Source organism: Aminobacter sp. P9b, from assembly GCF_045345995.1.
In the GTDB taxonomy this organism is placed as follows: Bacteria; Pseudomonadota; Alphaproteobacteria; order Rhizobiales; family Rhizobiaceae; genus Aminobacter; species Aminobacter niigataensis.
This window is the reverse complement of sequence record NZ_CP150082.1, coordinates 1040001-1053012: the sequence shown is the minus strand read 5'-3', so window position 1 is coordinate 1053012 and position 13012 is coordinate 1040001. Positions and strand designations below refer to the sequence as shown.

General features: G+C 63.0%; 10 protein-coding genes, 1 tRNA gene and 2 rRNA genes (1 of these 13 running past the window's edge). 2 read left to right on the top strand and 11 right to left on the bottom strand.

The annotated features are described in order from the left end of the window. Nucleotides 1–10 precede the first annotated feature (10 nt). The 8 genes from WHT83_RS05210 to WHT83_RS05175 form a co-directional block, all read right to left on the bottom strand. Complete coding sequence (locus WHT83_RS05210) at nucleotides 11–1249, bottom strand: phenylacetate--CoA ligase family protein (RefSeq protein ID WP_318762952.1); 1239 nt, start codon at nucleotides 1247–1249, stop codon at nucleotides 11–13. A gap of 77 nt (nucleotides 1250–1326) precedes the next feature. Beyond that, nucleotides 1327–2163 carry an ABC transporter ATP-binding protein gene (locus WHT83_RS05205; protein ID WP_318762953.1) on the bottom strand — a complete coding sequence of 279 codons (837 nt, stop codon included), beginning with the start codon at nucleotides 2161–2163 and terminating at the stop codon, nucleotides 1327–1329. Between the two features lie 64 nt (nucleotides 2164–2227). Then, entirely contained in the window at nucleotides 2228–3559 is a 1332-nt protein-coding gene (locus tag WHT83_RS05200; protein WP_406873169.1) for an ABC transporter substrate-binding protein, read from the bottom strand. Between the two features lie 48 nt (nucleotides 3560–3607). Then, nucleotides 3608–4684, bottom strand: a complete 1077-nt coding sequence (locus WHT83_RS05195) for a branched-chain amino acid ABC transporter permease (RefSeq protein WP_406873168.1) — start codon at nucleotides 4682–4684, stop codon at nucleotides 3608–3610. 4 nt (nucleotides 4685–4688) lie between these two features. Next, on the bottom strand, nucleotides 4689–5663 hold the full coding sequence (locus WHT83_RS05190; protein WP_183263172.1) for a branched-chain amino acid ABC transporter permease: 975 nt from the start codon (nucleotides 5661–5663) through the stop codon (nucleotides 4689–4691). Nucleotides 5664–5794: 131 nt separating this feature from the next. After that, nucleotides 5795–6574 carry an ABC transporter ATP-binding protein gene (locus WHT83_RS05185; protein ID WP_406873167.1) on the bottom strand — a complete coding sequence of 260 codons (780 nt, stop codon included), beginning with the start codon at nucleotides 6572–6574 and terminating at the stop codon, nucleotides 5795–5797. Then, a complete protein-coding gene (locus WHT83_RS05180; protein ID WP_406873166.1) occupies nucleotides 6571–8544 on the bottom strand; it encodes an AMP-dependent synthetase/ligase in 1974 nt (657 codons plus the stop codon). Before WHT83_RS05180 ends, WHT83_RS05185 begins: the two co-directional genes overlap by 4 nt. A gap of 218 nt (nucleotides 8545–8762) precedes the next feature. Further along, on the bottom strand, nucleotides 8763–9437 hold the full coding sequence (locus tag WHT83_RS05175; protein WP_318762959.1) for a Crp/Fnr family transcriptional regulator: 675 nt from the start codon (nucleotides 9435–9437) through the stop codon (nucleotides 8763–8765). A gap of 332 nt (nucleotides 9438–9769) precedes the next feature. Between WHT83_RS05175 and WHT83_RS05170 the strand changes: the two genes are divergently transcribed. Beyond that, nucleotides 9770–10426, top strand: coding sequence for a TerC family protein (locus WHT83_RS05170; protein ID WP_108605901.1), 657 nt, complete (start codon nucleotides 9770–9772; stop codon nucleotides 10424–10426). 139 nt (nucleotides 10427–10565) lie between these two features. Next, nucleotides 10566–11003, top strand: coding sequence for a hypothetical protein (locus WHT83_RS05165; RefSeq protein ID WP_406873165.1), 438 nt, complete (start codon nucleotides 10566–10568; stop codon nucleotides 11001–11003). A gap of 201 nt (nucleotides 11004–11204) precedes the next feature. Here the strand turns inward: WHT83_RS05165 and WHT83_RS05160 are convergent. The 3 genes from WHT83_RS05160 to WHT83_RS05150 form a co-directional block, all read right to left on the bottom strand. Beyond that, nucleotides 11205–11281: transfer RNA gene (locus tag WHT83_RS05160), tRNA-Met, on the bottom strand. 207 nt (nucleotides 11282–11488) lie between these two features. Next, nucleotides 11489–11603, bottom strand: a 5S ribosomal RNA gene (gene rrf / locus WHT83_RS05155). Nucleotides 11604–11756: 153 nt separating this feature from the next. Further along, nucleotides 11757–13012: ribosomal RNA gene (locus WHT83_RS05150) — 23S ribosomal RNA — on the bottom strand; it runs 1558 nt beyond the window's last position.

Below are 13012 nucleotides of genomic sequence, written 5' to 3'. Positions count from 1 at the left end.
CTGCCGGGGACTATTCGACCGGACGGTCGTCGGCGATGACCTTGCCGTCATTGGGCAGGCTGCCAAGGGCGACGATCTCGACCCAGCCCTTCATCTTGGTCGCGGCCTGCAATGCCGCCTCGAGCTCCGCACGGAGTTCGTCGCTGGCCGCGCCGGCTTCGACCTTGAGCAGCATCGTGTCCTGTGCGCCGTCGCGGCCGACGACGAGGCGAAGCCGGCCGAGGGCGGGAAACCTGCGTCCGATGGCGGCAACCTGAGCCGGGTCGACGAACATGCCCTTGACCTTGGTGCGCTGGTCGGCGCGGCCCATCCAGCCGGCGAGCCGCATGTTGGTACGGCCGCAGGAGCTGAGGCCGGAGAGCACCCGCGACAGGTCGCCGGTGCCGAAACGCAGCAAGGGATATTCCGGGACGAGGCGTGTGACCACGACCTCGCCAACCTCGCCATCGGCCACAGCCTCGCCGGTGCCCGGGCGCACGATCTCGACGATCAGTCCCTCGTTGACCACCAGGCCCGAGCGCGCCGTGGTTTCATAGGCGGCGACGCCGAGTTCTGCGCTGGCATAGGCCTGATAGGCGTCGATGCCGGCGCCGGCGATCTCCTGCTGCAGCGAGGCCGGGAACGCGGCACCCGATACCAAGGCGTGGCGGAACGGACTGACGGCACCGGTGGCACTCATGCGGTCGAGCAGGATCTTGAGGAAGTCGGGCGTGCCTATATAGCCGGACGGCTTGAGCGCTACGACCGCCTCGACCTGCTGATCGGTGTTGCCGACACCGGCGGGGATCACCGCGCAGCCGAGCGCATGGGCACCCGATTCCATCATGTGGCCGCCCGGTGTCAGGTGGTAGCTGAAGGCGTTGTGGACGATGTCTTCCCGACGCATGCCGGCCGCGAAAAGGGCCCGCGCCGCACCCCACCAGTCGTCGTCGCGGCCTTCGGGGTCGAAGATCGGCCCCGGTGAGACAAGCAGGCGCTTCAGCGCGCCAGGCCTGACGGGCGACAAGCCGGCGAAGGGCGGATCCTTGGCCTGCAGGGCAATCAGGTCGCCCTTGCGGATGACCGGCACCTGCTGGAGCGCTGCACGGTCGACGAGGCTCGCAACCTCACTCCCCTCGAGCTGTTGGCGCAGGGCCGGCGCGCTGGCTTGCGCGCCATCGAGCAGCGACCGCAGCCTAGCAAAAAGTGCCGCCTCGCGGACGGCCGGGTCCTGGGTTTCCGCGGCATCGTAATGTGCGTTCGTGACCATGGTTCACCTAGGTTCTGGACGATGAGGGCGCGCCACCCAGCGGGCATGACCGCGCAACACCCGGAAAATGACGCGGTTCAGGCCAGCCAGCGCTTGCGCCGCTTGTAGCTCTTGACCTCGCGGAACGACTTGCGGCCCTCGCCGCCAATGCCGAGATAGAATTCCTTGACGTCCTCGTTGTCGCGCAACGAGGCGGCGTCGCCATCCATGACGATGCGGCCGGTTTCCATGATGTAGCCGTAGGTGGCGTATTTCAGCGCCATGTTGGTGTTCTGCTCGGCCACCAGGAACGACACGCCCTGCTTGTCGTTCAGGTCCCTGACGATCTCGAAGATCTCGTCGACCACCTGCGGCGCGAGCCCCATCGACGGCTCGTCGAGCAGGATCATCTTGGGACGGCTCATCATGGCGCGGCCGATGGCGCACATCTGCTGCTCGCCGCCCGAGGTGTAGCCGGCCATCGAAGACCGCCGCTGCCTCAGCCGGGGGAAGTAGGCGTAGATCATGTCGAGGTCGTCACGGATGGCGCGGTTGCCGTCGCGCCGCGTGAAGGCACCGGTGAGCAGGTTTTCCTCGATGCTGAGATGGCCGAAGCAGTGCCGCCCCTCCATCACCTGGATGCAGCCGCGCCGCACCAGCTCGTTCGGGCTGAGGCTGTCGACACGTTCGCCGTCGAACTCGATCGAGCCCTTGGTGACCTCGCCGCGCTCGGCATGCAGAAGATTTGAGATCGCCTTCAGCGTCGTCGTCTTGCCGGCGCCATTGGCGCCGAGGATGGCGACGATGCCGCCCTGCGGGACAGTGAGGGACACGCCCTTGAGGACGAGGATGACGTGATCGTAGATCACCTCGATGTTGTTAACCGACAGCATCGGGCGGGCCGGCTCGACCGCGTTGGAAGCATGTTCAGACATCAGCAAGCTCCGGGACAAAGGTCCCTCCCCCTGACGGGGAAGGGACAGGGTTCAAGCTGCAGCCTTACGAGGCGTCGCAGGCCTCGGCGCGGGCCGGCCACGGTGCGTTCTTCTCGGCATAGGCCTTGGCGTCGGCATCGAGCAGCGGCCCGACCTTGTCGCTCATCGGCGCGATGTAGTCGGACACCTTCTCGTAGGTGGTGCCGTTCCAGCTCTGGACGAAGGTCGAGAAGTGGCCGTTGTGGTCGGCGCAGGAAAGCTTGACCGCACCGGTGAAGCCTTCGAGGCCGATTTCCTTGAGCCGCGCCTCATCGATGCTGAGGCCTTCCAGGCCGCGGCGAACGTCCTCGCCGGTGACCGCCTTCTTGCCGGTGATCTCCTGCGCCTTGCGGATGGCCTCGGCGATCAGCATCGAATTGTAGATGCCGCGGTTGTAGAGAACCTGGCCGACCTTGTCCTTGCCAGAAACCTGGCTCTTGCCGGCATCGACGACGTGCTTCTGGATGTCGGCGAGAAGCGGGAAGTCCGCGCCCACGGCATGCCAGTTCAGCGTCTTGAAGCCCTTTGCGCCGTCTCCGGCACCCTTGGCGTCATCCTCGCTCGGCCACCAGATCGAGATGAACTTCTCCATCGGGTAGTTGGTCTTCACCGCTTCCTTGACGGCGGTGGCATTCAGCGCGCCCCAGCCGTAGAGGATCATGTAGTCGGGCTTGTCGCGGCGAACGCTCAGCCACTGCGACGACTGGTTCTGCATGTCGGCGGCGGCCACCGGATAGAGCTTGGCCTCGAAGCCGAGTTCCTTCGACAGCTGCTCGATCAGCGGCAGCGGCTCGCGGCCGAAGCTGGCATCGAGATAGATGTAGCCGATCTTCTTGCCCTTGAGCTTGTCGATGCCGCCGCCTTCCTGGGTGGCGATGTATTGCAGGATCTGGGTGAAGCCGTCCCAGTAGGTTGCCGGCGGGTTGAAGATCCATGGGAAGGTGTCGCCCTTGGCCGAGGCCGACAGGCCGTAGGCCATCGATAGCACCGGGATCTTGTCCACGGCGGCCTTGGGGATCAGCGGCAAGGTGATGCCTGTCGACCACGGATTGACGATCACCGGCTTCTTGGGCTTCACCGATTCATAACATTCGAGGCCCTTCTTGGTGTCGTAGCCGGTCTCGCACTCCTCAACGATCAGCTTGACGCCGCCGATGCCGCCGTCGCGCTCGTTGAGAAGCGTCAGGTAGTCGTGCATGCCGTTGGCGATCGGCGTTCCGGACCCGGCAAACGGGCCGGTGCGATAGGTGAACAGCGGCACGTAGATCGATTCTTCCTGGGCCTGCGCGCCGTGCACGGCCGGCAAGGTCAGCGATGCTGCTGCAGAAAGTGCGTATAGCCAGTTCTTGAGCGACATTTCGTTCTCCTCCCTACTTCTTTTGCATTTCCGTCTTGTGCATGGCCCCTAGTAAGGGAAGGGCCACACACGAAGCTTCTGCTTGGCGATCTGCCAGAGCCGCGCGAGGCCGTGCGGTTCGACGATCAGGAAAAAGATGATGAGGGCGCCGACGATCAGATACGTCAGGTGCTCCACCGTTGCGGCAGCAATGGGCAGGCCAAGCGCCTCGGGCAGCATGCGGATGACGATCGGCAGGATGTGGATCAGCGCTGCGCCAAAGAAGCTGCCGATCATCGAGCCGAGGCCACCGATAATGACCATGAACAGCAGCAAGAACGACAGCTTGATGTCGAAGGCGGACGGCTCGGCGGCCCCGAGCCAGAGGAAGACCATGAGCGCGCCCGAAACACCGCAGTAGAAGGACGACACCGCAAACGCCAGCAGCTTTGCCGGCAGCAGCCGGATGCCCATCAGCTGCGCTGCAATGTCCATGTCGCGCACCGCCATCCAGGTGCGGCCGATCCTGCCATGGACGATGTTGGAAGCGAGCAGGGTCATGACGACGACGATGACCAGCACCACGAGGTAGCGCGTGACGGGCGTCGCGGAGGGGCCGGTGATGGCCAGGCCGAACAGCGTGCGGGCCGGCACTTCGATGGCTCCGGACGGATTGTCGTTGTAGAGCCAGCTGATGCGCACGAAGCACCACTGCAGGAAGAACTGCGCGGCCAGCGTCGCGACCGCCAGGTAGAAGCCCTTGATGCGCAGCGACGGCAGGCCGAACAGCACGCCGATGCCTGCGGCGAAGAAGCCCGAGCAGAGGATCCAGACCAGGATGTTGACGCCTGGAAAGATGGTCGACAGCTTGTAGGCCGAATAGGCGCCGACGCCCATGAAGGCGGCCGAGCCGAGGGAGAGCAGTCCGGTGTAGCCGACAAGGATGTTGAGCCCGATTGCGCCCAACGACAGGATCAGGAACGGCACCATCACCGAGGCAAGCAAGAACTCGTTGCCGAACAGGGGCACCGCGACGAAGGCGATGAGCAGGATGAAGGCCAGGCCGAACCGGTCCTGCAGGATCGGGAACACTGCCTGGTCGGCCGCGTAGCTTTGCTTGAACTGGCCCGTCTCGCGATAGAACATGGTGTCAGATCCGCTCGATTATCTTGTCGCCGAACAGACCCTGCGGCCGATACAGCAGGAACAGCAGGGCTATGGCGTAAGCAAACCAGCTCTCGATGCCGCCGCCGAGCAGGGGGCCCCAGTAGAATTCGCCGAGCTTTTCGCCGATGCCGATGATCAGCCCGCCGACGATCGCGCCGGGCACCGAGGTCAGCCCGCCCAGCACCAGCACCGGCAGCGCCTTGAGCGCCACGATCTCGAGCGCGAAGGAGACGTCGGAACGGGCGCCCCACATGATGCCGGTCACCAGTGCGACCAGGCCGGCGGCGAACCAGACGATAACCCAGATCTGGTTGAGCGATATGCCGACCGAAAGCGCTGCCTTGTGGCTGTCGGCAACGGCGCGCAAGGCCCGGCCGATGCGGGTCTTCTGGAAGAACAGGGCGAGCCCGACGATCATCACGGAGGCGATGACGGCGGCGGCGATGTCGATCTTCTGGAAGCTGACAAGGCCGCCGAGCATCTCGACGTCGACCGAGCCGCTGGGCAGGAACAGCTCGCTGGCGATCATCTGCTTGGGGTCGCCGCCGAACACCATCTCGCCGAAGCCGATCAGCACATAGGTGACGCCGAACGTCGCCATGAACAAGATGATGTCGGGCTGGTTGACCAGCGGCCTCAGCACGACGCGCTCGACCAGCATCGCCAGCACGAACATCACGCCCGCCGTCAGGATCAGCGCGACGAAGGCCGCGGTGTGGCCGGAAAAGCCCGCGGCCGAAAACTTCTCGTAGAAGCCGACGAGGGTAAGCGCTGAAAACACGACCATGATGCCCTGGGCGAAGTTGAACACGCCCGACGCCTTGAATATGAGTACGAAGCCAAGGGCGATCAGCGCATAGAGGACGCCCGACACCAGCCCCTCCCACAGGGTCTGGACCAAAAGGTCGGGCATCTGCACCATCTGCACGAAGGGGTCGATGAAGATGTTGTAGAGCATCGGTCTCCCTCCTCAGCCGGCCCGGCGCGTCGGACAGGCCTGGCGACATGCCAAGCCGCCTGCCGTCGTCTCCGCTGCCCTGCGTCTCGTGTTCATGCGGATTTTTCCTCCTCCACCAGACACCGGCATGGTCAGTGCCCCACGCCGAGATAGGCCTCGATGACCTTGGGATCGGCCTTGACCACTTCGGGCGTGCCGTCGGCAATCTTGTGCCCGTATTCGAGCACCACCACGCGGTCCGACAGGTCCATCACCACGCCCATGTCGTGCTCGATCAGGGCGATGGTGGTACCGAAATGCTTGTTGAGATCGAGGATGTAGCGGCACATGTCCTCCTTCTCCTCGATGTTCATGCCGGCCATCGGCTCGTCGAGCAGCAAGAGCTCCGGCTCCATCGCCAGCGCACGGCCAAGCTCGACGCGCTTCTGCAGGCCGTAGGGCAGCTTGCCGACCGGCGTCTTGCGGATCGCCTCGATCTGCAGGAAATCGATGATGTCTTCGACCACGCGCCGGTGCTCGATCTCCTCGCGCATCGCCGGGCCGTAGCGCAGCATCTGCCACAACAGACCGCGGTGCATCTTCAGCGTGCGGCCGACCATGATGTTGTCGAGCGTGCTCATGCCGCGGAACAGCGCCACGTTCTGGAAGGTGCGGGCGATGCCCTGGCTCGCGGCCTGATAGGGCCGCATGCGCGGACGGGTCTTGCCCTTGTAGGTGATGCGGCCGTGCTGGGGGTGGTAGAAGCCGTTGACCACGTTCAGCATCGAGGTCTTGCCGGCGCCGTTGGGGCCGATGATGGCGCGGATCTCGCCCTTGCGGATGTCGAAGGACACATCGGTGATGGCCTTCACCCCGCCGAAGGACAGCGATACGCCATCGACCGCCAGCAGTGTTTCGGGTGCGACGTTCATGCGGCGACCCCAAGCTTGGCGACTTGCGCAACCTCAGCCTCGGCGATGCGGACCCTGGCGGATATGATACCCTTGCGGCCGTCCTCGAAGGTCACTTCGGTCGAGATGTCGGAGGCCTCCGAGCCATTGTAGAGCGCGTCGACCAGAGGCTTGTAGCGTTCGGCAATGAAGCCGCGCCGCACCTTCTGCGTGCGCGTCATCTCGCCGTCGTCGGCGTCGAGTTCCTTGTGCAGGATAAGGAAGCGCTTGATCTGCGCCGCCGCCATGCGCGGCTCGGCGGCCAGTGCCCGGTTCACCTCGGCGACGTGACCGGTGAACATTTCATAGACCTCGGGGCGCTGCGCCAGCTCCTGGTAGGAGCCGTAGGCGATGTTCTTGCGTTCCGCCCAGTTGCCGACCGCCGTCAGGTCGATGTTGACCATGACCGTGACGAAGTCGCGGTCCTGCCCGAAGGCAACGGCTTCCTTGATGTTGGGGAAGAATTTCAGCTTGTTTTCGATGTATTTCGGCGCGAACAGCGCGCCCGAGCTCAACTTGCCGACATCCTTGGCGCGGTCGATGATGGTGAGGTGGCCGTCGGGATCGAAGAAGCCGGCGTCGCCTGTCTTCACGTAACCTTCCGGGGTGACCGTTTCTGCCGTGCGTTCAGCGTCCTTGTAATAGCCGACGAACTGGCCAGGCGAGCGATAGAGCACCTCGCCATCGTCGGCGATGCGGATCTCGACATTGGGCGTCGCCGGCCCGACCGTGCCGGCGCGGATCTGCCCGTCGGGCTGCGCGGTGACATAGAGAAAGGCCTCGGTCTGGCCGTAGAGCTGCTTCAGGTTGAGGCCAAGCGACCGGTAGAAGGAAAACAGGTCCGGTCCGATTGCCTCGCCGGCCGTGTAGGCGACGCGAATGCGGGAAAAGCCGAGCACGTTCTTCAGCGGCGCGTAAACCAGCAGGTTCCCGATCACGTAGCCGAGGCGGGCGCCGAGCGGCACGGTCTCGCCGTCGAGGATCTTTTCACCCCAACGCCTGGCTACGCCGATGAAGTAATTGAACATACCGCGCTTGAGCGCTCCGGCATCCTCCATGCGGATGGTGATCCGGGTCAGCAGCGTCTCGAACACGCGCGGCGGCGCGAAATAGAAGCTCGGTCCGATCTCCTGCGTGTCGGCTTCCGCCGTTTCCCGGCTTTCGGGACAAGCGACGCAGAAGCCCGCGACCATAGACTGGGCGTAGTTGAGGTAGTGATCGCCGACCCAGGCCAGTGGCAGGTAGGCGAGCACTTCGTCGCGGTCGGTGAGCTTGTCGAAGGTGACGGTATCGCGCGCCGCCGCGATAGAGCCGCCGGCGGTCAGCAGCACACCCTTGGATCGGCCTGTCGTGCCGGAGGTATACAGGATGATGGAGATGTCGCTGGCCTGACCACGATCCCGCTCGGCATCGACCGCCCTTGCAGCAGCCGGATCGGTCCGCAGAAGCTCGCGGCCCTGCTCGATGATGCCGCCGATGGCATGGAGCCGGCTGTGATCGTAGTCGCGCAAGCCGCGCGGCTCGTCATAGAGAACGGTGCGGAGCTTGGGCACGCGGTCCTGGACCGAGATCAGCTTGTCGACCTGCTCCTGATCCTGCACCGCCGCAAAGGCGACGTCGGCGTGGTCGAGCACATAGGCCATCTCGTCCGCCACCGCATCGGCATAGACCGGCACGGGGATCGCCCCCAGCCATTGCGCGGCGAGAATGGTCCAGTACATGGCCGGCCGGTTCGCGCCGATGACGGCGATGGTCGCGCCGCGCTCCAGGCCGAGTTGCTGCAAGCCGGCGGCATAGGCGCGGATGGTTTGGGCCAGCTCGCTCCAGTCCCATGTCCGCCAGATGCCGAGATCCTTGTGACGCATCGCCGGGCGGCTGGGCCGCAGGCGAGCATGCTCGCACAGCAGCTTGGCAAACGTATCGAGCTCGCGCGTTACGCTCCCTTGTGCCAAAGGCACGCCTCCCGTTTGTTCCCTCGTAGATCGCCGGGTGTTCCCGGTCGTTGGATCGAAGCTCGCAACCTTGGCAGGCTTTTTCAAGGGCTGGCTTGACAGACAGGACGCCAATGTTCAGTCTTGGGTACCGGCCTCATGCGCCTTGGGCGCAATTGCACGCCTAACCCTTTGAAATCATAGACCTTCATAAACCACGCGCCACAGCGGCGGCCGCGCTACTCGCCGTAGCCGCGCAGCTTTTCCAGATCCAGGATCGTAACGCCGCCGCTCTCATTGCGGAGCAAGCCGGCCTTTTCCAGTTCTTGCAGGATTCGGTTGGCGACAGGCCGCGACACGCCGGCCAGCAAGCCGATCTCCTCCTGGCTGATGTCGATGTGCGAGCCGACGAAGGGACTGATCACCGGGTTGAACAGCGAGGCCAGGCTGCGCGCCACCTTGCCCGTCGAATCGAGCGTGCGATCATGCTCGACCTGCGCAATGAACTGCCCGAGCCGCTCGTTGATGAGCCGCACCAGCAGCCGGTCGAAGGCGACGCTGTTTTCGAAGAGCCAGAAAAATGTCGAGCGGTTGAGTAGCGCCACCTGCGTACGCCGCAGGGCAAGGACGTCATACTGGCGTGGCTCGTCCTTGAGCAGCGAGCCTTCGCCGAACCAGCAGCTCGGCGGCAGGCCGGCATAGGTCACGGCCTTGCCCGAGGTGGTGATCGAACCCAGCCGCAACAGTCCACTGACGACGCCGATCCAGTTGTCGATGCGATCGCCGCGATGGATGAAATAGGTCCCCGGCTCAAGGGTGCGCAACATGATGCCGCGACGCGCACGCTCACGCTCATCCTCCGGCAGTTCCCGCGCCCAGAATACCGACGACAGAAATTGTTCCGGGCTTATCACGCGCGCTCCTGCACACTGCCATGAAGGACGTGCGTACCATGGGGTGTGTGCCCTCGTCACGCCGGGAGGTCAGCTAATCGCCGCCAATCCGCTCTGCATTGCGAAATTTGGCCTTGAGTTTCTCGCGTCCGGCAATTAGCTAGTCGCTACCAGGCCGGGCCCCTCTGGCAGTCCATCAGGACTGTGATGTCGGACTGGACGTTCCAATCCGGGTGGCCTGGCTTTTGAAATCCCTACGCTGTAGCAGCACTTTTTGACACGCGCGGAATCCGCGCTGCCTACGGCTATGATTGCAAGCCGCGCCGCCCCCAGCTGAAAGCAAAGGGTGCCGCATGACAGAATTTTTCACTCCCGAAGCAATGACCGCTCTATTCCAGGTGATCATGATCGACCTGGTCCTGGCGGGTGACAACGCGATCATCATCGGCCTTGCCGCAGCGGGCCTGCCCAAGGACCAGCGCGCAAAGGCCATTCTCATCGGCATTGTCGCAGCGACCGTGCTGCGCATCGGTTTTGCCGCCGCAACGACCCAGTTGCTGCAGATCGTCGGCCTGCTGTTTGCCGGCGGCGTGCTGCTGTTGTGGGTGTGCTGGAAGATGTGGCGCGAGCTTCGCCAGAACCACGCCGAGGAAACGCAGGCCATCGAGGCGCTTTCGGAAAGCGACATCGACAAGGACGGCAAGGTTGCAGGTGCTGCCCCGCGCAAGACCCTTGGCCAGGCAGCCTGGCAGATCCTCATCGCCGACGTGTCCATGTCGCTCGACAATGTGCTCGCCGTCGCCGGCGCTGCGCGCGACCATCCCAACGTTCTGGTCTTCGGTCTTGTCCTGTCGATCGCATTGATGGGCATTGCCGCGAGCTTCATCGCCAACCTGCTGCAGAAGCATCGCTGGATCGCCTATGTCGGCCTGGCGATCATCCTCTATGTTGCCGGCGAGATGATCTATCGCGGCGCCCACGAATTGATGCCCTTCATTACCGGCTCCTGAGAGCCCGGCAGGCTGGCCGGAGAAGCCTCTCTGACCAGCCTTTGCCACATGATCAGGCCCGCTTCGCGCGGGCCTTTTTCATGACCGCAAGGCACCTGGAATCAGCCTCTGGCATTGGAGCGGTCACCGCCAAGACACGATGCCGGCCCATCGACTGCTCACTTTTCTTTCGCCGCTACTCGCCCAGGCGCTTGTCGAATTCGACGGTGGGCAGGCTTCTCTGGCCTTCGACGGGGCGACGCCCTTCGGCCCGCAGGACCGCAGCTACATCGCCGGCACTGGAGGCAGCCTGTCGAGCACCGGCCCCGACCTCGGCATTCAGGCGGTGGAATTGACGACCATGGCCGGCACGGCACGGCCCGCACTCGCAGGCAGCTGGTTCAACGACGGTTTTGCCGGCACGATGGGAGAGCTTTTGTCAGCCATCGAAGACGGCCGCGAGCCGCTCAACGGCGCCCGGGCCAATCTGCGGAGCCTTGGGCTGACCTTCGCCGCGATCGCCTCGACGCAGCGCGGCACGCCGGTCGTGCCCGGCGCCGTTCGCAGCCTGGCAGAAGTGAAGCGCTCCGCTGGCTGAAGCCGGCGCGTGATACGACAAAGGCCCGCCGGTTTTCACCGTGCGGGCCTTTTTGATTTTGGAGCCAGGATTTTGTCTTTTTTGCCCGGCTTTGTCGGCGTTTGCGTGCTTGCGGGGTTTTGCTGCGGTTCCGATCGGCGCGTCACCGGCAGTTGAACAGCAAAACGCCCGCGTCATTTCTGACACGGGCGTTTTGTTATTTGGTTGCGGGGACAGGATTTGAACCTGTGACCTTCAGGTTATGAGCCTGACGAGCTACCGGGCTGCTCCACCCCGCGCCACCATTTTCGCAAGCTGTGCTTGCGGATATTCCGGCGATTCCTTGCTTCATGTAGGCATTTGCCCACCTGATTGCGAGGATTTCAGGCTGCTGCCAATGGAAAGGGCCGCTTGCGCGGCCCGTCTACCCGTTGGCGGGCCTTGGTTTGTATCGAGAAGATTGCAACATCGCGTTGCGATGCGTGGATTTAACGTGCGTTTGGCAGACCTGGCAGCGACTTACTCTCCCGCGTCTTGAGACGAAGTACCATCAGCGCTGGAGCGTTTCACGGCCGAGTTCGGAATGGGATCGGGTGCAGCCGCTCCGCCATAACCACCAGGTCGGCAAAACGCACGTTGTTCGAGAAGCTTTTTGAGCGAAGGAGCGTCAAGAGGCGTCGACAGCGGAACTGTCGGGTGCCTCTCGGGCTGTTCGCTGGTCTTTGTGTGCCTTTTCATCCTGCCTTTCGGCAGCGATGAGCATTAGGAATGAGAACGATCAAGCCTATCGAACTATTAGTACCGGTAAGCTTCATGCGTTGCCGCACTTCCACACCCGGCCTATCAACGTGGTCGTCTTCCACGGTTCTCAGGGAATACTCGTTTTAAGGTGGGTTTCCCGCTTAGATGCCTTCAGCGGTTATCCCGTCCGGATATAGCTACCCTGCTATGCGGCTGGCGCCACAACAGGTCCACCAGAGATCCGTCCATCCCGGTCCTCTCGTACTAGGGACAGATCCTTTCAATATTCCTACACCCACGGCAGATAGGGACCGAACTGTCTCACGACGTTCTGAACCCAACTCACGTACCGCTTTAAATGGCGAACAGCCATACCCTTGGGACCTGCTCCAGCCCCAGGATGCGATGAGTCGACATCGAGGTGCCAAACAACCCCGTCGATATGGACTCTTGGGGGTCATCAGCCTGTTATCCCCGGCGTACCTTTTATCCGTTGAGCGATGGCCCTTCCACACGGGACCACCGGATCACTATGACCGACTTTCGTCTCTGCTCGACTTGTCAGTCTCGCAGTCAGGCGGGCTTATGCCATTGCACTCGACGACCGATTTCCGACCGGTCTGAGCCCACCATCGCGCGCCTCCGTTACTCTTTAGGAGGCGACCGCCCCAGTCAAACTACCCACCATACATTGTCCCGGACCCGGATAACGGGCCGCGGTTAGACATCCATAGAGATAAGGGTGGTATTTCAAGGGTGGCTCCACCAAGGCTGGCGCCCTGGCTTCAAAGCCTACCACCTATCCTACACATGCCACTACGAATGCCAATGTAAAGCTATAGTAAAGGTGCACGGGGTCTTTCCGTCTAACCGCAGGAACCCCGCATCTTCACGGGGAATTCAATTTCACTGAGTCTATGCTGGAGACAGCGGGGAAGTCGTTACGCCATTCGTGCAGGTCGGAACTTACCCGACAAGGAATTTCGCTACCTTAGGACCGTTATAGTTACGGCCGCCGTTTACTGGGGCTTCGATTCAAAGCTTGCACCTCTCCTCTTAACCTTCCAGCACCGGGCAGGCGTCAGACCCTATACGTCGTCTTGCGACTTCGCAGAGCCCTGTGTTTTTGATAAACAGTCGCTACCCCCTGGTCTGTGCCACCCTCCACATGCTTGCGCATGAAAGGGTCACGCTTCTTCCGAAGTTACGCGTGCAATTTGCCGAGTTCCTTCAGCATAGTTCTCTCAAGCGCCTTGGTATACTCTACCAGTCCACCAGTGTCGGTTTCG

Excerpts from the sequence above, each read along its gene's own strand:
- WHT83_RS05195 (WP_406873168.1), bottom strand. The coding sequence starts at position 4,684 with ATGTTCTATCGCGAGACGGGCCAGTTCAAGCAAAGCTACGCGGCCGAC.
- WHT83_RS05205 (WP_318762953.1), bottom strand. The coding sequence starts at position 2,163 with ATGTCTGAACATGCTTCCAACGCGGTCGAGCCGGCCCGCCCGATGCTG.
- WHT83_RS05200 (WP_406873169.1), bottom strand. The coding sequence starts at position 3,559 with ATGTCGCTCAAGAACTGGCTATACGCACTTTCTGCAGCAGCATCGCTG.
- WHT83_RS05210 (WP_318762952.1), bottom strand. The coding sequence starts at position 1,249 with ATGGTCACGAACGCACATTACGATGCCGCGGAAACCCAGGACCCGGCC.
- WHT83_RS05185 (WP_406873167.1), bottom strand. The coding sequence starts at position 6,574 with ATGAACGTCGCACCCGAAACACTGCTGGCGGTCGATGGCGTATCGCTG.
- WHT83_RS05190 (WP_183263172.1), bottom strand. The coding sequence starts at position 5,663 with ATGCTCTACAACATCTTCATCGACCCCTTCGTGCAGATGGTGCAGATG.
- WHT83_RS05170 (WP_108605901.1), top strand. The coding sequence starts at position 9,770 with ATGACAGAATTTTTCACTCCCGAAGCAATGACCGCTCTATTCCAGGTG.
- WHT83_RS05165 (WP_406873165.1), top strand. The coding sequence starts at position 10,566 with ATGCCGGCCCATCGACTGCTCACTTTTCTTTCGCCGCTACTCGCCCAG.